We start from the raw sequence: 19,910 nt of genomic DNA on the forward strand, positions 1-19,910 counted from the left end.
TCATGCTGTTCCTCGAACCATTAAGAAGAGTCTGTATCTTCGTTACACATTGGACGAAAAATCAAGCCGATCTCGTCGCTGATAAAGGAACAATATTCTCAACTGTCAAAGCCTGAAGCTTATCGCCCCACGCCTGTAAAACGACTAGTTGCTCATCAAGGTAGTCATGGTGGTTATAAACTCTAAGCATACCCGGTAGCTGGTGGCCGACTATCTTTTCTATTGCCACGATATCCAGCCCCATTTCACTACAACGGCTGATAAAGGTACGACGCAAGTCATGGGGTGAAAAACGCTCTAGATCGGCTGGTAAATTACGTTTGATCAATGCCCGTACTGCCGCAGGCTCTTGGGCTTTATCTACAGTGAGTTGAGGCCAAACAAACTTCCATTTACTTGGGACACTTTCACGCTGCTCTTGCAATAACTCAACAAGATAATCACTGAGCGGTACTTTGCGACTATCCGGACTTTTAGTATGTCGCTCTGCTGAGCTGGCTGGTAGAGTCCAGACCTTGTTTTCCAGATCTAGCTCACCCCAACGCATTTCTAGAACAGCACTGATACGTTGACCACATCCCAGCAAGAAACGTATTAAACGGACGTTAGAAGGGGCTGTGCGCCACTCCCCTAAGCTAGTTAACAATATCTTCAACTCAGAAAAGCTAAGGTTTCGCTTTGTTACTTTAGAGCCCCCTCCAACATCCTTTGCTTTTAGTTGTGGTGCCGGATGAGAATCAAGCATATTAAGAGCTAAGGCATGGTTAATCACTTGATTGATGACTTTATGGCAAGCACCGATAGCACCAGCCATACGCTTACCCTCTTTATCAACCTTCGCATCAAAAACCTTATTAAGATCATATATGCTTAAATCCGCCAGCTTAATATTACCGATAATTGGCTTTATATCTCGATTGTAAATGGTTCTCGACTGATCGCCTCGTAATTGCTTAGAAAGACGCTTCTCATCAAAACTCTCAAATGCATCGTTAAAGGTCTTTGCCTCATCTTGTGCGCGTTTTTCTTTATCCAGTTCAACCTTTGGGTTCTTGTTGTTCTCCAGCAAACTCCGATAGCGGCCAGCTTCTACTCTTGCCTGCTCTAATGTCATCCCCGTTTCCGGTTTCAACTTAACATACCGCCCCATAGTGATTTTTTCGTGTTTTTTGCCGACCTGAAAGCGAAAGATCCAAGTCATTGTACCCGTTGGGCGAACACGAATATTCAATCCTTCAATTTTCTTATCTGGAACTAAGTATTCTTTGCCTTGTGCTTTCAGTGATTGCAACGTGTCGTTGGTGCTAATTCGCTTGGTCATGGTTCAAAAACCTCTGCATTTCTGGGTACGAGAAAAGACGAGTTTTTATTGAACGGCTAAAGATACTTTTGGACAATGAACAATTAAAATTCAAATAAAAACAATAAATTAAAATTCAATCTTGAATTTTAGAATACGTTGCAAAATTCAGAGTTCGATTTAACTACCACATGGAAGTGGGCGTGATGCTAGAGCGTAAAGCGTAAAGACAACCAATAAACAGCAGAAACGAGCCAAATGGCTCGTTTCTTGTTCTGGAAAGATTGACATTATTTCGCTTAAGCTATTCAGTGGCGACGGCCAATAAATCCGAGCTTTTTACCGATCCACAATAAAAGGGCTAAGACAATAAAAAGAGAAAGTAAGTTTGAACCACTATCAGGATATTGAGCCTTAATAAACGCAGAATAGCCAAATGCTCCAACAAAGAAACAGGCCAGACTCACCAACGGGATATCTTCGGCAACAGGATGACGTAAATACTGCTGATAGAGAGCCTGCACCGATAAAACTAAAGCGATCAAGGGAAAGATCGAGAATGTGACTTCACTCATGGTAAGCCAAGATAGTAAGGCATCTCCGGACATACCCGAGATTAATGCTAACACCAAGGTTTTACGCTCAGAGCTTGGATAATGATTATTTGTTTTTTTCGTCATTAGTCTATTCCACCTTTTAATCGATTTCGTTCCCGTTCCTTCCGATACCAGAGAGCCCCTTTTGCCATCATGCGTAGTTGCATTATTAATCGCTCAGCTAATTCCTCTCTCGCTTGTCGATTTAAATCTAAAGCTTGAGCGCCGGAGCTAAATACCAATGTCACTGATGCTTCAGCTTGCACCATGGCCTCTTCACGTGACATGCCTGTATTAATTAAGTACTCGGTTAACTCTGCTGAAAAATGTTCAATTTCACGCACCACTGCGGTACGAAACTCAAAGGATGTACCAGAACGCTCACGCAGCAACAGACGAAATACATTGGGGCTGCTGTCAATAAATTCCATAAAGGTTTCAACTGAGGTTCGAATGACACTCCCTTCTTTAACAATGCGCTGGCGGGCTTGACGCATTAACTGTCGTAATAACAGCCCGCCTTCATCCACCATGGTTAAGCCTAGCTCATCCATATCTTTAAAGTGGCGATAGAACGAGGTCGGGGCGATCCCCGCTTCACGGGCAACTTCACGTAGGCTCAAGTTGGAAAAGCTGCGATCCGCACTGAGTTGACGAAAAGCAGCATCAATCAATGAGCGGCGGGTTTTTTCTTTTTGTTGTGCGCGAATTCCCGTGGGTTTCATACTGGATCCGTTCTATCAATGAAAATCGACTCAATACTATAACGCAAGACAAAGACTTGTCGACTCTCTCATTACCTCGTTCTGCTTAGGAGCAATCTTCTATTCAATGATTCAATCAATCTCGGTCCCACACCATGAAAGTACGTGATCCTAAACACTCTCTGAAAGCAACAAGATTTACCTCACTGACTAATTCGTTACAATCTCGCTACAGTCAGACAAAGCATGGATAACAAGGACACTTTATGGCACAGAATCACCACTTTGACGTCATCGTAATCGGCAGTGGTCCAGGCGGAGAAGGAGCCGCCATGGGCTTAACAAAAGCAGGTATGAATGTCGCCATTATCGAAAAAGAAAGCAGTGTTGGCGGAGGATGTACACACTGGGGAACCATTCCCTCCAAAGCACTACGCCATGCTGTTAGCCGAATTATTGAATTTAATCGTAACCCTCTATTTTGTAAAAATAACACCAGCCTCTACGCTAATTTCTCATCGATTCTCGACCATGCAAAATCGGTGATTGATAAGCAAACTCGTTTGCGCCAAGGTTTTTACGATCGTAATCACTGTTCTCTTATTTTTGGCTCTGCTCAATTTGTTGACCCACAAACTGTCGCGGTTAGCAAAGAGGATGGTAGTGTGGAACATTACCAAGCGGATAAGTTTGTGATCGCTACAGGCTCTCGACCTTATCAACCAAGTGATGTCGACTTTAGTCACCCTCGCATCTATGACAGTGATTCGATTCTCAACCTTAAACATGACCCCAAACATATTATTATTTACGGTGCAGGAGTCATCGGCTGCGAATACGCCTCTATTTTTCGTGGCTTAGGGGTTAAAACCGATTTAGTAAACACGCGGGATCGCTTACTCGCCTTCTTGGATAATGAAATTTCAGATGCACTCTCTTATCACTTCTGGAATAGTGGTATCGTGATCCGTAACGATGAAACCTATCAAAAAGTGGAAGGCACCGACGATGGGGTTATTGTTTACTTGCAGTCTGGCAAAAAAATGAAAGCAGATTGCCTACTGTATGCCAATGGACGAACGGGAAATACCGATAAACTCAATCTCTCTTCTGTTGGACTCAGCCCAGACTCACGCGGCCAGTTGGCTGTCAACAACAACTACCAAACTGATATCGAACATATTTATGCCGTAGGTGATGTGATCGGTTATCCAAGCCTTGCCAGCGCTGCCTATGATCAAGGCCGCTTTACCGCCCAAGCCATTACTCAAGGGCAAGCCAGTAATAAACTGATTGAAGATATTCCAACCGGAATTTATACCATTCCTGAAATCAGCTCGGTGGGGAAAACTGAGCAAGAACTTACGGCCGCGAAAGTTCCTTATGAAGTGGGCCGCTCGTCGTTTAAACATCTTGCGAGAGCACAAATTTCAGGAAAAGATATCGGAAGCCTAAAAATTTTGTTCCATCGAGAGACAAAGGAAATTTTAGGCATTCACGTATTCGGGGAACGTGCGGCTGAAATCATTCATATTGGCCAAGCAATTATGGAACAAAAAGGAACAGCGAACACCATTGAGTATTTTGTGAATACCACATTTAACTACCCAACCATGGCAGAAGCGTATCGCGTCGCGGCGCTCAATGGCTTAAATCGACTCTTTTAAAAAAAAGCTCCCCAACCGTTTACCATGCTTGGGGAGCATCATTTATCCCTTTTCGAAAAATAGCCCGTATCGCCACAGCCCTATCAATCGCCAGCCTAACGTCATACCACGTAATGCCATAAAAGCCAGCATGGAGAACCACAAAGCATGATTCTGCCAAGCAGAAAACAGAGTGAAGAAAATAAAAAAGCCCAAAGCAGCAATAAACATACTATTGCGCATTTCCTTCCCTTTCGTTGCGCCAATAAAAATACCATCCAATAAAAAGCACCACATGGAAATTAACGGCATGGCCACCAACCAAGGAAGAAAAGCTTGAGCTGTTTGCTGGACGTCTTCAATACTGGTGATGAGACTAATCAGCCATGTCCCTGCCACCGAGAACATCACGGTTAAACCTAGACAAATCAGTAGACTCCAGAAAGTACTACCAATGATAGAGGCTTTGAGTTGCTGCTGACTATTGGCTCCGATCGCCTTGCCGACCATAGCTTCTATTGCATAAGCAAAACCGTCCATGCCATAGGAGATCATCATTAGAAAACTCATTAATACCGCATTCGCCGCAACAACCTGATCACCAAATGCTGCGCCTTGAAAGGTCATAAAACTAAATACGGCTTGCAAGCACAGTGAACGAAGGAAAATATCACGATTTAGGCGAATAAAACGGCTCATGCCCTGTGAGGCTTCTGCCAACAAAGACCATGGTGATGGTAACGATTTTGCACACCAGTACCGCCACACACATAATAATCCAAAGCTCATGCCAACATAATCAGCAATCACCGAGGCCGCCGCAACACCTTGTACTTTCCAGCCTAATCCCAGCACAAAAAACATATCTAATCCAATATTGGTAAGATTAGTAATAATCACCATCCACATCGGAGCTTTAGCATTTTGTGTGCCCAACAACCATCCCAGCAATACGAGATTGATTAACGCCGCGGGGGCACTCCAAGATCGAATAACAAAATACTGCATCGCATAGGTTTTGACTTGTTCACTGGCCTGACTGATAGAAAAAATCGCCTCCGCGATCCCACGATGAAAAAGTAAAAATAGCGTTGCAAACCCTAACGCCATAAGGATGCCTTGTAACCAAACTCGCGCTAATTGCTGAGCATTATCCGCACCATAGGCTTGTGCGGTTAAGCCCGTCGTCGACATACGTAAAAAACCCAGCAACCAAAATGCCACACTGATCAAGGTGCTTCCTAAGGCCACGCCTCCTAGATACCAAGCATGTGGTAAGTGACCAATCACGGCCGCATCAACCACCCCCAATAAGGGAACAGTAATATTTGACAACACCATCGGAATAGACAGCAGTAAAACCTGCCGATGAAGAGAACGATTAGACAATGTTTGAATGATGGATTGCACGCCATAGCCCTCGAGAAATGAAGGCATCAGTGTAACGAAAATTCTGCCTAACAGCTATGTAACGACTATCAGTGTAAGTACTACCAGCAAACGAGAGCAGCCACAGGCGTGAAGCGCTGTTTTACGTAACCAAACTTGCTCATGAAGCGTTGCCATAATTTCCAACGTCCACAATCACGATCCAGAGGAGAAAACAGAGTAACCTGATTCGCCCAAGGTAAACAGTGTAATACCGCCTGATCTGGGTGAGAAAAACCATGTCGATAATTGCCTGAGCCCATTTTTTGCCCTAAACGAGTATCGGTTTTATCCCCAGCTAAAATAATACAAGCCTGCGCATGAGCGAAGTGCAGGCCAATTGAGCGAATAAAATGCGCCACTTGTTGTGCATTGCAATCTAACAAAGCTTGCTCGCATAAGATAAACACAGGAGCAGATTCAGGGATCGGTAAACATTCCAGCCAATTAATGGTCTCGACGCTGCCACAGCAGTGTTGATAACGTTCACTGCGGTGGAAAAGCTTTTGCCGCCAAAGAAGATGTTCAGTCACATCCACTTCTAACCAATGGCAACGACCATTATCAATCCGGTAGAAACGAGTATCGAGCCCTGCACCAACATTGACGACCCAACCCTCTGGGTAATGTTTAAGGAACTGCTGAACCAGTTGATCGCACAGCCGCGTTAACGTGACGTGTAATAGTTGTTTTTGATGTATATCACCCGCAAAGCACTCAGGTGCTAAATGACAACGCTGACAAGCGCTAGTGGCCATGGGGTCATAAACTAAACCATCATCAACTAAGCTTTCTCGGCTACGTAACCAAAGCGGCTGCAGTAACCGAACGGGAACATGATAAGCGGATGAATCTGTCTTTTTTGAGGGCATAACCATCTTCCTTATGACGCCATAAAGAAGATGATAATGAATATCAGTTAGATTAGCAAGATTCTTTACTGGAAGGAATTCTACATCCAATCGGTATTGCGAATAATACCGACGGCCACCCCCTCAATCGCTAATTCCTGACAAGTAAGATCAACTTCAATCGGTGCAAATGCTTCATTCTCTGCATGCAGAAAAACTTTCGCACCCTTACGTTCTAACCGTTTAACAGTGACATCATCTTCAACTCGAGCCACTACCACTTGCCCATTGCGAACATCTTGAGTTTTATGCACCGCAAGCAGATCACCATCCATAATACCAATATTCTTCATGCTTTCGCCTTGGACACGCAATAAGAAGTCGGCCTGCGGACGAAACATGCTCGGATCGACCTGGTAGTGAGCTTCGACATGCTCTTGCGCGAGAATCGGCTCTCCCGCAGCAACACGGCCAATGAGCGGCAGCCCGTCGTCCTGAGTTTCATCATTTGCTCCCAGTAAAATTCGCAGGCCTCGCGAAGCACCTGGAATAATCTCAATCACTTGTTTACGAGCAAGCGCTTTTAGGTGCTCTTCAGCTGCGTTGGCAGAACGAAAACCGAGTTCACGAGCTATTTCCGCTCGAGTCGGTGGCATACCTGTTTCTTCAATTTTACTTTTAATTAAATCGAAAACTTGTTGCTGGCGTGGCGTTAACGGCTTCATAACTCACCTGTCTTTTTATACAGTTAACTGTGAGTATATCCAGTAATAATGGAAAAGCAATCCAGATTACTGGTTTTTGAGTCATTCCTACCAGGCTCATGGGTATAGTACCTATTGGTTTGCTTTCCGACGATGGCCGCATAACTCATCATAACATCGATAAAATGACGTTATGTTGAGCAATATTATTAAAAGGTTTGACCAGTTTCTGGTATTCTTGCGATCCAAAAAAGACTCCGACTTAAGCATCTTCCTTTTGAGCAACGACGAAACAAAAGTAAGCCGTTTAAGTTTTTGTATGTATTCTCGAGGCCTTAAACTCTTATGTCTTCCGGACACTCATTTTCACGTTCCCTGCTTAAATTACCGCTTTCGGTACTGGTTAAGGGGACAGCTATTCCGTCAAATCCAATTGATGATCTTAGCATCGACCTCAATAAGCCGGTCGTCTATGCGCTACCGTTTCGCTCTAATGTTGATTTACTGACATTACAAACACACGCTCGGCGCGCAGGTTTACCCGACCCGCTTACGCCACTCGTTATCAATGGACACCAGCTAAAACGTTATGTTTTTATCTCCTCACGTCCAACCTTATTACAAGATGATAACCATGTTCCTAGTGAGTCCATCTCAACCTTTACCGAACTCCTTAGCCTACATCAGTTAGATTCTGAGCTGGACGTTCAGATGATCCCAGCGACTGTTTTATGGGGAAGAAAACCAGGTAAAGAAGGGCGTGAGAAACCGTACTTACAAATGCTAAACGGCCCACAAAAAGCCAAAGCCGTTCTGTTGTCTGGCCGAGATTGTTTGGTTCGTTTTAGCCCTGTCGTTTCGCTACGTTATATGGCTGATGCCCATGGCACCGATAGTTCAATTGCCCACAAATTAGCCCGCGTCGCACGAATCCATTTTTCTCGTCAAAAACTTGCAGCATCAGGGCCAAACCTTCCTCAGCGTCACCAATTATTTACACGATTAATGCACTCTCCGGCGATTGAGAAAGCCATTGCTGATGAAGCGAATAGTAAAAATATTTCGCTTGAAAAAGCACGTAAAGAAGCACACAACATCCTTGATGAAATTGCGGCTGATTTCTCCTACTCCTTAATCAAAAAAGGCGATCGTATTCTGGGTTGGTTATGGAACCGAATTTATCAAGGTTTAAATATAAATAATGCCGCTAGCGTTCGGAAGCTCGCACAAGATGGACATGAAATTGTCTATGTTCCTTGCCATCGGAGCCACATGGATTATCTATTACTCTCTTATGTGCTGTATCACGAAGGCATGGTGCCGCCCCATATCGCCGCAGGTATTAACTTAAATTTCTTTCCAGCTGGCTTAATTTTCCGCCGTGGCGGTGCCTTTTTTATTCGTCGCAGTTTTAAAGGAAATAAACTTTATTCCACCATTTTCCGAGAATATTTAGCAGAACTGTTCGCTAAAGGCTATTCCGTGGAATATTTTAGTGAAGGAGGACGCTCAAGAACGGGGCGTTTGCTCCAGGCGAAAACGGGTATGCTCGCGATGACCATTCAAGCGATGTTGCGCGGACTTAATCGTCCAGTAACCCTGGTGCCCGTGTATATTGGTTATGAGCATGTTATGGAAGTCAGTACTTATGCGAAAGAACTACGAGGTAAGCGTAAAGAAAAAGAAAATGCTGGGCTCGTTTTTCGTACCTTGCGCAAACTACGCAATTTTGGACAAGGCTACGTAAACTTTGGGGAACCGATTCCACTTAATCAATTTCTAAATGAACACGTACCAGAATGGACCCAAGCGATCGACCCAATGGGAGCCAGTAAACCACAATGGATGACTTCTGTGGTCAATGAGTTGGCCACCAAAATGATGACCCATATTAACGATGCAGCGGCGGCCAATGCGATGACATTATGCGCAACTGCATTACTCGCTTCACGTCAACGTGCGCTCGCTCGGGATAATTTAGTCAAGCAAATTGAATGTTACTTGTCGCTGCTGCGCAATGTACCGTATTCCAATACCTTCACCGTACCAAATGAAAGTGCAGAACAATTAGTTTTACATGCTGAGTCTTTAGATAAGTTTTTAGTGGAAACCGATACCATGGGGGATATTATTTCCCTCGATCGTAATCAATCCATTTTGATGACCTATTATCGCAACAATATTATTCATCTACTTGCGCTCCCATCATTAATTGCTCAGATGTTGATTCGTCAACAGCAGATGTCGGTCGCGGCAATCCAGCAGCATGTCGCACAGGTATATCCATTTCTCAAACAAGAACTCTTTTTGAGCTATAAGGAAGAAGAACTCCCCCAAGTTGTTGAGCACTACCTGGCAGAATTAGAAGCACAGCAAATGCTCACCCAACATGATGGTAACGTCACAATTAACCAAGCACAAACGCAGGTATTGATGTTACTTGGTCGAACTATTCTAGAAACCTTACAGCGCTATGCGATTGCTTTAAATCTGCTGGTGGCTAATCCTGAACTGGATAAGGCAGAGTTAGAAAGTAAGAGCCAAGAAATCGCTCAGCGTCTAGGCCGATTACATGGCATTAATGCGCCAGAGTTTTTTGATAAAGGCGTCTTCTCAGCGCTGTTTGTCACCTTAACCAAACAAGGTTATTTAGAGAGCAATGGCGATTGTCATTTAGAAAAAACCCAATCCTTGGCACAAGCGCTGTATGCCATGCTTTATCCGGAGGTTCGACTTACCATCCAAGAAAGCATCTATCAAGTGGAATGGTAGCCAGGTTATACCAGCAATACTGTTATGGCGCAGCAGCTAGCAAGCGCAAAAGCCATCAGGCATCCATTAAGGATGCCTGATGGCTCTACAAGATAAACCATTATAGGAAAGAGAGAAATAAACCAACAGCAACCACCATACCAACGTAATTATTATTAAGAAAAGCTTGAAAACAAGGCATACGCTCACGATGTCGAATGAGATGTTGCTGGTGAACAAATAAGCCACAAGCAATTAAGATAGCCCAATAATAACTCGATCCTAACTGATAACCGTAGCCAAGCAGCATCAATAATAATACGGTCAAAAGCTGTAAAGTTCCGATAATCATTTTATCAAAACGACCAAATAAAATAGCGGTCGATTTAACCCCAATGATTAAATCATCATCTCGGTCGACCATGGCATACTGGGTATCATAAGCAATGGTCCAAATAACATTGATCGCAAACAAAAACCACACCACCATCGGTAATTCATTGGCTTGTGCAGCCCATGCCATCGGAATAGACCAGCTAAACGCTAACCCCAAAAAAAACTGCGGGAGATGTGTGTAACGTTTCATAAACGGATAAATAAAGGCTAACACCACCCCAGCAAAAGAGAGCTTGATGGTCAGTGGATTCATGGTTAGCACCAATAAAAATGAGAACAAAACTAAGGTAACAAAAAGAATAATCGCTTCTTGTGCTGTTACCATGCCAGAAGGCAATGGACGTTGAGCAGTGCGCTTAACGTGCCCGTCCACATGACGGTCAGCAAAATCATTAATCACGCATCCCGCAGATCGCATCGCAAAGACTCCCACAATAAAGACCAGCAACACTTTGAGATCGGGTATTCCTTGTGCAGCAAGGATCAGCGCCCATACGGTTGGCCATAATAAAAGTAATGAGCCAATCGGCCGATTCATGCGCATTAACTGCCAATAAGCACGCGCTTTTGCTACTGTCATTTACACACTCTCCTTAGTGTACACAGGACAATCCGGAAGAAATAATTCTGCAACTAACATGGGTTTATCATTCATCCATAAACGTGAACGTCGAGCAAGTAGTTGCCCCTGTGACGTTTTTGCCCATCCCACTTGCAGTGCATCGCGGTTAACGTTTTCACACCTAAAAACCGTTAAACCAAGTGGAATATTACCCTGCAAGGTCAGATCTATCGGTTGATCGTGTAATGAGGCTTGAGGAATCAAGGTTCGACCAAGCACCCAAGGATGGCTGTCGCCAGATAAGATGACTTGCCGTAATAAACAACGCTCTTGCGATAACAAGGCAATTTCATCGATCGCCAACTGTTTGGGATCAGCCCAGTGATGCTCACAAAGATTAACTTGTAATGTTTGACAGTGTTGACTCATCAAACGCGATAATGAACCTTGCTCGAGCAACCAAGACCTAGCCAACTCGCTTGGATAGCTAAATTCTGCTGGTATTTGCCAATTTACTTGCTGTAACGCAGAAAGATAGAGCGGAGTTATTCTCTTCATACTATTATTCAATATAATGCTTAACCATCATACAATAACGCTTGAATACAGCAACACGACTCGTGTGTAAGCTCTAGTTAAGCATTTCTTTACCATCAGATGCACTATTGTAACAAGACTCAGGCGATTCGAATATCGTGAACAGAACAAAGAACAGGCACAAATATGCTTAAACGTTATTTAGTTCCAACAATGCTCGCCTTTGGCCTGCTAACCGCTTACCCAAGCCAAGCAACTGAAGAAAATAAACCACAGTTGGCTTACTTTACTCTTGAACCCGATCTTACCACTAACTTTTACACTAAAGGTAAACAGTTGGGCTATATTCAAGTCAGGATTGATATTATGGTCGCGAATAATGCCGATCTGCCGCTGATCGAATTGCACCAGCCTTTAATACGAGATGCCGTGGTTGAGATGCTTGGAAAACAAACGGAAGAAGCGATAAAGTCACTGGCTGGGCGAGAAAACTTACGTAAAACTTTAGTTGAGCAATTAAATGATATTTTATTGCCAGAAACGGGGCGCATGCTCATTGCTGACTTACTGTTCACGAAGTATATTTATCAATAAATGTCCAAGACTGCTCTTAATCAAAAGCATTCTATTGATGCTTTTGATTTGTTTTTTTCAGTCGTCCGATATCTAACCAACCCAATAACAAACCACAGATCAGCCCAGCAAGATGTGCACTGTTTGCGATCGCCATAAACGGCTGAACAAAACCTAGAATTAACCAAACCAACATAAATCCAATCAACGGTTTAGGCATAGTTAATCCCAACTCAGGAACCCGCCAGCCTACAATCCATAAATAACCCACTAAGGCATAAACGACGCCGGATAAGCCGCCAAAGTTCGCGCCTTCAACCCAATATTGCCCGGCACCCGAGAGTGCTGCTGAGATCAAAAAGATTTGTAATACCTTACCACTGCCTAACCGCTTTTCAATATCTCCCCCTAATTGCCACCACCACAATAAATTAAAGGTAATATGTATAACAGAAAAATGCAGTAGCGCATGGCTAAACCAACGCCATAGTTGCCATTTCTGATCGGCAACTGCCGGAAAATGTAAAGCAGCAAATACCTGCTGAGCCCAACCAAACTGTTGTAGAGTAAAGTTAGCGACACACACCAGCATCACCAGCAAAGTGATGGGGCCTGCTTTCGCTTTTATTAACGAAAAAAGGCTAGGAGAAGCATAATAAAAGTGCGGCTTACGCGTCTCTGCCACATCCCAAGACGCCGCTTGATATTTGCTATCTTGCGGACAACGCAAAAACTGTTTTAATTCACTTTCCGTTTCTGTCCAATGTTGCTCATCCATCAGCCATAAAGAAAATAGCTCCCCCTCTTCGACTTCCATCTGCACTTCAATCTGACGTGAAGCCATATAGTCAATAAAAGACTGTGCCATTCGAGGGTTATTTAGGGTGATCAATTTTATCATCGTCGCTTAACTCGTTTCTATCGGTAAACCGGCCCGTTGCCAAGCTTCAAATCCACCATCAATACTATATACCTGCTCAAAACCTTGGTTAATCAGATATTGTGCGGCACCTTGGCTGCTGACACCATGATAACACAGCACCAAAATAGGCTGTTCAAAATCGGTGTCATTCATAAAATGAATCATAGAATCGTTAGTTAAATGAAAAGCTTGAGGTGGATGAGCAAGAGCAAAAGATTGTGCGTCTCGAATATCCACTAGTTTTGCTGTTAACTCGGTCAATAATGATTGGGCAGACATGACATCAATATGCTGAAACTGGTCCATAACTGTTCTCGTTGAGGCTTGATTTTATAGCGCACATTGTAACCTAACTCACACGGAACAAGTACACAGAGAGATTAAGGTTATCCACTGCTGAATGCTTTTTCATCATTTGTGGATAATTCTGTGAATTGCGTTGATAAGGTATATTGATAAATTTAGATCCACAACATCTTGTAATGATCTTTACTTTACTGTGTGTAAAAAAACATATCCCCAAATAAAAAACAGCGTTCAACCCTTTATTTACCCTGTTTGATGACAGTTAGCAAATAATTTTGTCACAGAGTTATCCACAGAAAAATCGCCGAATGATCCGGCACTAAGATCGAAAACAAAAAAAACCGGGATCACTGGATCCCGGCTTCTTAAATATGGAGCGGCGGTATTTAAATTACAACTCGCCTACCGCATCTTTGAGCTTTTTCATGGCATTTTTTTCTAGCTGACGAATACGTTCCGCTGAAACTTGGTATAAATCGGCAAGCTCTTGTAATGTCGCTTTTTGATCATCTAACCAACGAGAACGTACAATATGCTGGCTTCGTTCATCTAAGCTTGCAAGAGCCAAACTTAAACGCTGATTGGTATGACTTTCCCAATTTTGGGCTTCAATATTGTCAGCAATATCCGATTGCTTATCTTCTAAATACAGCATCGGTGCGGTATAAGCATTTGGGTTGTCATCATCTTCAGCAGAAAATTCAAATGTTGGATCTTGAGCTGCTAACCGAGACTCCATTTCACGAACTTCTGACGGCTCAACACCCAACTCTCGCGCAACCGTTTCGACTTCACCATTATTAAACCAACCTAAACGTTTTTTCGACTTACGTAGGTTAAAAAACAGCTTACGTTGTGCTTTCGTTGTCGCGATTTTGACAATGCGCCAGTTCCGCAAGACATATTCATGGATTTCCGCTTTAATCCAATGAACCGCAAAAGAAACTAATCGAACACCAACCTCTGGGTTAAAGCGTTTTACCGCTTTCATTAAACCGATATTTCCTTCTTGGACAAGGTCAGCCATCGGCAATCCATAGCCGGAATAGCCACGAGCAACATGAACAACAAATCGAAGATGCGATAAAATAAGCGTTTTCGCCGCTTCAAGATCACCTGAGTAATGTAATTGCTCCGCCAATTCACGTTCCTCTTCAGCAGTCAACATTGGGTAACTGTTTACTGAACGGATATAGCTATCTAAGCTATCTTGTGAAACGAGAGCCATTGGATACGCTTGGTTAGTCATTCAAATCCTCATCAATCTCTGATCTGGAGTTATTTTTAACCCATCAATCTTGAACTGAAAATGAACAGGTTTCAAGTGTTGATTGCCGATCATTAACAAGCCACACTCAAGAAACAAACCTTAGCCTCAATAATTATATCTTTGCCCAATAAAAAATGAAGGCATTGAGAACAGAAAAATTTACTTTATTTATCGAGATTACTAAGGTCTGTTTATCTTTCGAGCTGATTTTTGCAGCAGTTTGTGGCTTCTTTATACAAGGCAGAGGCTTTGAAATGTAGTTATTCTACCTGAGAAGCCGATAACGCCGTAGAAAGGAGCTACAAACGCTGCCCGAAGGGTTCGGCTAAAAGTGTTTTAACCGCGAAAGATAAACAGACCCTAGACCTCAACAACTTAAATAGGTTCAATTTCTTTTAAATGCCGTTTCGCTGAAATCTGTGCCGCAATACAGCCTAAAAACGTCCCTACCATCAATAACAGGAGTGACTCATCCCAGCTTAGGCCAATCATCCGAAAACGACTGTCGTATAAAGCTGCTAATGCAGAGACCGCGTCATTCAACACCACCGTAATTAAGGCCGTCATTAGCCACGCAAAAAACGAGCCGAGCAAACCTAACCACATTCCGGAATACAGGTAAGGGCGTAAAATATAACTGTCGGTTGCACCAATCAGTTTCATCGTTTGAATTTCGTCTTTATTGGCCTGCACATTAAAACGTAACGTATTACCAACAATGAGAAAAACAGATGAAAGCATTAATAATGAAAGGCTCACCACCACAATCAAAACCAGATGTCGAATGGCATCTAACCGGGCTAGCCAATCTTCATCTAAACGGACATCGGTAACATTTGCCTCTTCACGCAGAGTGTGGGCAAGTTGTTTTATCATCTCATTATCGTCAATACTCGGTGAGATCACCAAGACCGCTGGCAAGGCATATTCATCCAATAGGCTTAGCGCTTGATCAAAGCCTGCGTATTGGCTGAGTTCAGCAAGACCTTGCTGTGGCGAAATGTATTCCACCGTTGCCACTTCACTACGGCGCTCAATCTGGTCTTTTAACACCATGATTCGTGGCTCAGGAGTTCCTTCTTGAATATACAGGTTAATTTGTGATGGGCTTGCAACATTAACGGCAACAGAGGCAATATTTTTGGTGAGTAAATATAAACTTGCCGGTAGTGTTAACGCCATCGAAATGACCGCTAACGTCAGAATATTTCCTAATGGACGTTGCCATAATGCAGAAAAGGCCGCTTTGGATTGCTTCATCTGTACCGTAAAGAAGGAGTCTCGTTGTACTCTTTGCTGCCCACGTTGTTTATTCACTTTCTTTTTAATGACCATATTCATCTACCTCACTCAAGAAGCCTTGGTTGAGTTCCATATGGCGATATTGAGGGCGCGAATGCACCAAATGAATATCATGGGTTGCGAGTAAAATCGTCACCCCGGCTCGGTTAAACTCCTCAAATAATCGTAAGATACGATTAGAAAGTTCGGGATCCAAATTTCCGGTTGGCTCATCGGCTAACAATAACGTCGGTCGATTAACAACCGCACGAGCAATACCGACACGTTGCTGCTCACCACCGGAGAGTTGACTGGGTAAACAACGAGCTTTATCTAATAAACCCGTTTTATCTAGTGCTGCCGAAACTCGACGTTTTACCTCATATTCTGAAATAGATTCGATTCGCATCGGCAATGCAACATTATCGAACACAGGACGATCCATAAGTAGTCGATGATCTTGAAACACAATACCAATATTACGTCGTAAAAAAGGAATATCTTTATTAGGGATGCGGGTGATATCGTGCCCATTGAAGCTGACTTTACCATCTGTAGGCCGCTCGATAGCACAGATCAATTTCAGTAACGTGCTTTTTCCTGCGCCTGAATGGCCACCTAAAAAAGCCATTTCTCCTCGACGCAAATGAAAATCCACTTTCTGAAGCGCTTGGCGGCCACCTCGATAGGCTTTACTGACTTGTTGAAACTTAATCACCCGCTATTCCCCTATTAAACACATAACAAACTCATGCCAAGGCTAAATGTGATTGCTTAAACGATAGCCAAACCACTTGTCGTTGCAGGTAAGCGGCAAGTAAGTTTATCCCCATGAGCATAGACAGCCTATGTGATAGAGGTAAACGAACGCAACCAACATCGCTGCATCTTCAAGTAAGAAAAATGTATCACCACCTATTATTCATCCCGACTAAATAAAGCATCAATAAATTCTTCAGTTGAGAATGGGCGTAAGTCATCAATTCCCTCACCAACACCGATATAGCGGATAGGAATGGTAAACTGATCGGCAATCGCAAAGATCACTCCGCCTTTTGCGGTGCCGTCTAATTTGGTTAGCGTAATCCCAGTTAACGGTGCAGCGTCACTAAATAGCTTCGCTTGGCTAATTGCATTTTGTCCGGTTCCGGCATCCAACGTCAGCATAATTTCATGCGGCGCTTGAGGATCGATCTTCTTCATCACTCGGACAATTTTTTTCAGCTCTTCCATTAAGTTCGCTTTATTTTGCAATCGTCCAGCGGTATCGGCTATCACCACATCCACGCCACGCGCTTTGGCCGCTTCAATGGCATCATAAATCACCGAGGCACTATCGGCTCCGGTATGTTGTGCAATGACGGGAACTTGGTTACGCTCTCCCCACACTTGTAATTGTTCAACTGCGGCCGCACGGAAAGTATCCCCAGCCGCCAGCATGACTTTCTTACCTTGAGCTTGAAACTGTTTTGCCAGTTTACCTATCGTGGTGGTTTTCCCAACCCCATTCACACCCACCATTAAAATAACATATGGCGTTGCTTGTTGGTCAATAACGAGCGGCTGATCAACGTGAGTAAGGATCTCAGCCATTTCCTGCTTCAGTAGTGCGTAAAGAGCTTCGCCATCACGCAATTGTTGACGCGAGGCTTTTTCTGTTAAGTTGGCAATGATTTTTAGGGTGGTCTCCATCCCGACATCCGCCATTAAGAGCTGCTCTTCTAACTCTTCGAATAATTCATCATCAATTTTTTTGCCTTTAAACAAGCCAAAAAAACCTGACCCAATATTGGCTTTTGTTCGGCTAAGGCTACGCTTTAAGCGCACAAAAAAGCTTTCTGTGGGTTTTTCTTGCTCTTGAACACGCGCACTTGGCGTTTCGGCTTCGGCTTCGGCTTCGGCTTCGGCTAAGAAAGTCTGTTCTTCACTTGGTTCAGTGACAACCTCAGTGGATAATGATGCTTCGATCAATTCATCTGACTGGGTCGCATCTGTTGCTTCGGTTTCTGATGAGGTTGATCCATTTTGATTCGGCTGTTCATCACCAAAACCGAGCCATGACAATAAGCCACGCTTCTTTTTTTCCGTCATTTGGGAATATCCTGAGTCTGACTAAGCGATAATGTCTCTCTAACCGAATTATTGCGGATCAGAGAAAGAAAAATGACAAAGCAGTGAAAATTTTTCTATTCACTTGGTACACTTGATCATTCTATTAAATTCTGCTTTCTGCTTTTCGCTAAGAAACCAGCAGATTGGCTATAATAACACTTATTTAGCGGTCAAAAAATCTATGCGAAAACCTCGCCAGCAAACCTCATCACAAAAACACTTCCCCAATGGCCATGTTCGTATCATTAGTGGCCTTTGGCGAGGACGAAAGCTTCCTGTTCATGATGCCCAAGGACTACGTCCCACCACTGATCGGGTCAAAGAAACTGTGTTTAACTGGTTAGCACAAGATATTGCGCATGCGAAATGTCTTGATATTTTTGCAGGCTCTGGAGGATTAGGCTTTGAATGTGCTTCTCGACAAGCCGAGCATGTTACCTTGCTTGAGTTGAATGCCACCGCTTATGCTCAACTCAAAACTAATATTGCAACCTTAAAAGCGACCAATATCCATGCTATCAATACCGATGCGATGACCTACCTGCAACAAGATGGGCAGCCGTTCGATATAGTATTTATTGATCCGCCTTTTCGACAAGGATTGCTACACCAAACCATCAATTTATTAGAAGAGAAAGGTTGGTTGGCTGAGCAAGCTCTGATTTACGTGGAAAGCGAAAAAGAATTAGCAAGCACGACCTTCCCTGAATCTTGGCACTTATATCGAGAAAAGAACGCAGGACAAGTCTGCTACCGGCTGTTCGTCCGTAACGCAATGACGACCGAACATAGTGAAGTAATATAAAGCGTAAGCAAGTTGACCAAAGTAACCAGCCACATTAATAATGATGTGGCTAGTTTGTCCATCTAGCCAATTAAAGTACCGAGGCAACAATCAGTGCTTGAGCCAATAAATAGCTACCTGAAATCCAATACTGCCCCCAAGGTAGAGCATGCCGATAATCATGAATAGCCAGTAATACTGCCGATAAGATAAAAATCAAGCTACCAACAAAACCAACCAGCGAGCCCCATGAAGGTGACTTTAACCACACATCTCCAGAAGCCCAAGCCAGCTGAACGAGAATAATCCCCATAATCGTAACGGGGAAAATCAAGGTATCTAACTGGGGTAATAATAAGAAAAAAGCCACGATGCTGGTTGCAAGTAACAATGCAGGTAACCACCAAACGATGGTTCCAGAAAGCTGAACCCAAAATGCTCTGCTGTAACAGAGCTGTGCCGCAACAAATGCAAAAAAGCAAAATTTCGGCCACTTACCAAGAAGATGTAAACTGTCAGCAAACATCGCAACCAATAACCCGATCGCCACCCATATGCTTGGCGAGGACCAATCACCAGCTTGCTCAACAAGCATCGCCAGTAATAATACTGGCGTTATATTTTTAAACAGTAATGCTTGCTTAAGATTATGGTTTTCAAACGCAGAAATGCTGATGAATCCCGATAATCCGACAGAAATCCAGCTCCACATGTCGATACCTCTTGTGAAATCTGCCGCCAGTGTAGGCTTGTCACCAATGAAGTCCAGAAACCAACTGCAAAAATTGGATCTTGATTGCGAATCCATACCGTTCGATAGTGCTATGTTCGCTTTCTATCAAAGTCCCCCATCAAAAAGGCGATAGGGCCACCAAATGATTAAAAACATCATTTTAAATATCTATAAATCAAACAAAAAGTATAAAATCAAAAATTAAAACACAAGAATCAAGATTAAAAAACATATAAAAACAACTACTTAAAATGATAAAGCAAATTTACATAAGTTTAAAGCAACCTATAAGATATCTAATCAATAAAAATAACAGTTAAAAGTAAATCAACGATTCTGAGTTCAGATCAAACCATGCTCTCTGCTGTCCTGTTCTATTCTTTTCTTAAAAAACGAGAATTCACCAAAAAATGACAATCTAGCCCAAGCAAGCCATAAAACCCAAACAAACCTA

Annotated in this window: 19 protein-coding genes; 4 read left to right on the plus strand and 15 right to left on the minus strand. The window is 43.2% G+C overall.

Annotated elements, in window-relative coordinates; genetic code table 11:
- Positions 1-61: 61 nt before the first annotated feature.
- From FKN05_RS14990 to fabR, 3 genes are all read right to left on the minus strand, one after another.
- Entirely contained in the window at positions 62-1,321 is a 1,260-nt protein-coding gene (locus FKN05_RS14990) for a tyrosine-type recombinase/integrase (RefSeq protein WP_170887856.1), read from the minus strand.
- Positions 1,322-1,608: 287 nt separating this feature from the next.
- Positions 1,609-1,980 (minus strand): YijD family membrane protein, encoded by a 372-nt coding sequence (locus FKN05_RS14995; protein WP_170887858.1) that lies wholly within the window; start codon positions 1,978-1,980, stop codon positions 1,609-1,611.
- Positions 1,980-2,621 carry an HTH-type transcriptional repressor FabR gene (fabR, locus tag FKN05_RS15000; protein WP_099610380.1) on the minus strand — a complete coding sequence of 214 codons (642 nt, stop codon included), beginning with the start codon at positions 2,619-2,621 and terminating at the stop codon, positions 1,980-1,982. Before fabR ends, FKN05_RS14995 begins: the two co-directional genes overlap by 1 nt.
- Before the next feature lie 245 nt (positions 2,622-2,866).
- On the opposite strand from fabR, the gene sthA reads away from it, so the two are divergent.
- Positions 2,867-4,267, plus strand: coding sequence for a Si-specific NAD(P)(+) transhydrogenase (gene sthA / locus FKN05_RS15005; protein WP_099610379.1), 1,401 nt, complete (start codon positions 2,867-2,869; stop codon positions 4,265-4,267).
- Between the two features lie 42 nt (positions 4,268-4,309).
- On the opposite strand, the gene dinF is transcribed toward sthA, so the two are convergent.
- The 3 genes from dinF to lexA all read right to left on the minus strand — a co-directional run bounded on the left by dinF (position 4,310) and on the right by lexA (position 7,250).
- Positions 4,310-5,683 carry an MATE family efflux transporter DinF gene (gene dinF / locus FKN05_RS15010; protein ID WP_170887860.1) on the minus strand — a complete coding sequence of 458 codons (1,374 nt, stop codon included), beginning with the start codon at positions 5,681-5,683 and terminating at the stop codon, positions 4,310-4,312.
- 53 nt (positions 5,684-5,736) lie between these two features.
- On the minus strand, positions 5,737-6,552 hold the full coding sequence (locus FKN05_RS15015; protein WP_099610377.1) for a class I SAM-dependent methyltransferase: 816 nt from the start codon (positions 6,550-6,552) through the stop codon (positions 5,737-5,739).
- A gap of 74 nt (positions 6,553-6,626) precedes the next feature.
- Positions 6,627-7,250 (minus strand): transcriptional repressor LexA, encoded by a 624-nt coding sequence (lexA, locus tag FKN05_RS15020; RefSeq protein WP_099610376.1) that lies wholly within the window; start codon positions 7,248-7,250, stop codon positions 6,627-6,629.
- 324 nt (positions 7,251-7,574) lie between these two features.
- Between lexA and plsB the strand changes: the two genes are divergently transcribed.
- Positions 7,575-10,001, plus strand: a complete 2,427-nt coding sequence (gene plsB / locus FKN05_RS15025) for a glycerol-3-phosphate 1-O-acyltransferase PlsB (RefSeq protein WP_099610375.1) — start codon at positions 7,575-7,577, stop codon at positions 9,999-10,001.
- A gap of 100 nt (positions 10,002-10,101) precedes the next feature.
- Here plsB and ubiA read toward each other — a convergent pair whose 3' ends face one another.
- A complete protein-coding gene (gene ubiA / locus FKN05_RS15030) occupies positions 10,102-10,956 on the minus strand; it encodes a 4-hydroxybenzoate octaprenyltransferase (protein ID WP_099610374.1) in 855 nt (284 codons plus the stop codon).
- Positions 10,957-11,496, minus strand: coding sequence for a chorismate lyase (locus FKN05_RS15035; protein WP_099610373.1), 540 nt, complete (start codon positions 11,494-11,496; stop codon positions 10,957-10,959).
- Positions 11,497-11,661: 165 nt separating this feature from the next.
- Between FKN05_RS15035 and FKN05_RS15040 the strand changes: the two genes are divergently transcribed.
- Positions 11,662-12,069, plus strand: a complete 408-nt coding sequence (locus FKN05_RS15040; RefSeq protein ID WP_099610372.1) for a flagellar basal body-associated protein FliL — start codon at positions 11,662-11,664, stop codon at positions 12,067-12,069.
- 31 nt (positions 12,070-12,100) lie between these two features.
- Here the strand turns inward: FKN05_RS15040 and glpG are convergent, their stop codons facing one another.
- From glpG to ftsY, 6 genes are all read right to left on the minus strand, one after another.
- Positions 12,101-12,949, minus strand: a complete 849-nt coding sequence (gene glpG / locus FKN05_RS15045) for a rhomboid family intramembrane serine protease GlpG (protein WP_099610371.1) — start codon at positions 12,947-12,949, stop codon at positions 12,101-12,103.
- Positions 12,950-12,955: 6 nt separating this feature from the next.
- Entirely contained in the window at positions 12,956-13,276 is a 321-nt protein-coding gene (gene glpE / locus FKN05_RS15050; RefSeq protein ID WP_099610370.1) for a thiosulfate sulfurtransferase GlpE, read from the minus strand.
- Between the two features lie 391 nt (positions 13,277-13,667).
- Positions 13,668-14,525: an RNA polymerase sigma factor RpoH gene (gene rpoH / locus FKN05_RS15055; protein WP_099610369.1), complete on the minus strand. Its 858-nt coding sequence runs from the start codon at positions 14,523-14,525 to the stop codon at positions 13,668-13,670.
- A 396-nt stretch (positions 14,526-14,921) separates the two neighbouring features.
- Complete coding sequence (gene ftsX / locus FKN05_RS15060; protein ID WP_099610396.1) at positions 14,922-15,881, minus strand: permease-like cell division protein FtsX; 960 nt, start codon at positions 15,879-15,881, stop codon at positions 14,922-14,924.
- Positions 15,871-16,545 (minus strand): cell division ATP-binding protein FtsE, encoded by a 675-nt coding sequence (gene ftsE / locus FKN05_RS15065; RefSeq protein ID WP_099610368.1) that lies wholly within the window; start codon positions 16,543-16,545, stop codon positions 15,871-15,873. Before ftsE ends, ftsX begins: the two co-directional genes overlap by 11 nt.
- A 200-nt stretch (positions 16,546-16,745) precedes the next feature.
- The gene (gene ftsY, locus FKN05_RS15070; RefSeq protein WP_161428550.1) at positions 16,746-17,918 is read right to left on the minus strand and encodes a signal recognition particle-docking protein FtsY; all 1,173 of its coding nucleotides are present in this window, start codon (positions 17,916-17,918) and stop codon (positions 16,746-16,748) included.
- Between the two features lie 202 nt (positions 17,919-18,120).
- Between ftsY and rsmD the strand changes: the two genes are divergently transcribed.
- Positions 18,121-18,744 (plus strand): 16S rRNA (guanine(966)-N(2))-methyltransferase RsmD, encoded by a 624-nt coding sequence (gene rsmD, locus FKN05_RS15075; protein WP_099610395.1) that lies wholly within the window; start codon positions 18,121-18,123, stop codon positions 18,742-18,744.
- A 70-nt stretch (positions 18,745-18,814) separates the two neighbouring features.
- Here rsmD and FKN05_RS15080 read toward each other — a convergent pair whose 3' ends face one another.
- Complete coding sequence (locus tag FKN05_RS15080; protein WP_170887862.1) at positions 18,815-19,435, minus strand: lysoplasmalogenase; 621 nt, start codon at positions 19,433-19,435, stop codon at positions 18,815-18,817.
- Positions 19,436-19,910: the final 475 nt, after the last annotated feature.

It is taken from the genome of Vibrio sp. 1-1(7) (assembly GCF_013048485.1).
In the GTDB taxonomy this organism is placed as follows: Bacteria; Pseudomonadota; Gammaproteobacteria; order Enterobacterales; family Vibrionaceae; genus Vibrio; species Vibrio fujianensis.

Excerpts from the sequence above, each read along its gene's own strand:
- FKN05_RS14990 (WP_170887856.1), bottom strand. The coding sequence starts at position 1,321 with ATGACCAAGCGAATTAGCACCAACGACACGTTGCAATCACTGAAAGCA.
- FKN05_RS14995 (WP_170887858.1), bottom strand. The coding sequence starts at position 1,980 with ATGACGAAAAAAACAAATAATCATTATCCAAGCTCTGAGCGTAAAACC.
- fabR (WP_099610380.1), bottom strand. The coding sequence starts at position 2,621 with ATGAAACCCACGGGAATTCGCGCACAACAAAAAGAAAAAACCCGCCGC.
- sthA (WP_099610379.1), top strand. The coding sequence starts at position 2,867 with ATGGCACAGAATCACCACTTTGACGTCATCGTAATCGGCAGTGGTCCA.
- dinF (WP_170887860.1), bottom strand. The coding sequence starts at position 5,683 with ATGCCTTCATTTCTCGAGGGCTATGGCGTGCAATCCATCATTCAAACA.
- FKN05_RS15015 (WP_099610377.1), bottom strand. The coding sequence starts at position 6,552 with ATGGTTATGCCCTCAAAAAAGACAGATTCATCCGCTTATCATGTTCCC.
- lexA (WP_099610376.1), bottom strand. The coding sequence starts at position 7,250 with ATGAAGCCGTTAACGCCACGCCAGCAACAAGTTTTCGATTTAATTAAA.
- plsB (WP_099610375.1), top strand. The coding sequence starts at position 7,575 with ATGTCTTCCGGACACTCATTTTCACGTTCCCTGCTTAAATTACCGCTT.
- ubiA (WP_099610374.1), bottom strand. The coding sequence starts at position 10,956 with ATGACAGTAGCAAAAGCGCGTGCTTATTGGCAGTTAATGCGCATGAAT.
- FKN05_RS15035 (WP_099610373.1), bottom strand. The coding sequence starts at position 11,496 with ATGAAGAGAATAACTCCGCTCTATCTTTCTGCGTTACAGCAAGTAAAT.
- FKN05_RS15040 (WP_099610372.1), top strand. The coding sequence starts at position 11,662 with ATGCTTAAACGTTATTTAGTTCCAACAATGCTCGCCTTTGGCCTGCTA.
- glpG (WP_099610371.1), bottom strand. The coding sequence starts at position 12,949 with ATGATAAAATTGATCACCCTAAATAACCCTCGAATGGCACAGTCTTTT.
- glpE (WP_099610370.1), bottom strand. The coding sequence starts at position 13,276 with ATGGACCAGTTTCAGCATATTGATGTCATGTCTGCCCAATCATTATTG.
- rpoH (WP_099610369.1), bottom strand. The coding sequence starts at position 14,525 with ATGACTAACCAAGCGTATCCAATGGCTCTCGTTTCACAAGATAGCTTA.
- ftsX (WP_099610396.1), bottom strand. The coding sequence starts at position 15,881 with ATGGTCATTAAAAAGAAAGTGAATAAACAACGTGGGCAGCAAAGAGTA.
- ftsY (WP_161428550.1), bottom strand. The coding sequence starts at position 17,918 with ATGACGGAAAAAAAGAAGCGTGGCTTATTGTCATGGCTCGGTTTTGGT.
- rsmD (WP_099610395.1), top strand. The coding sequence starts at position 18,121 with ATGCGAAAACCTCGCCAGCAAACCTCATCACAAAAACACTTCCCCAAT.
- FKN05_RS15080 (WP_170887862.1), bottom strand. The coding sequence starts at position 19,435 with ATGTGGAGCTGGATTTCTGTCGGATTATCGGGATTCATCAGCATTTCT.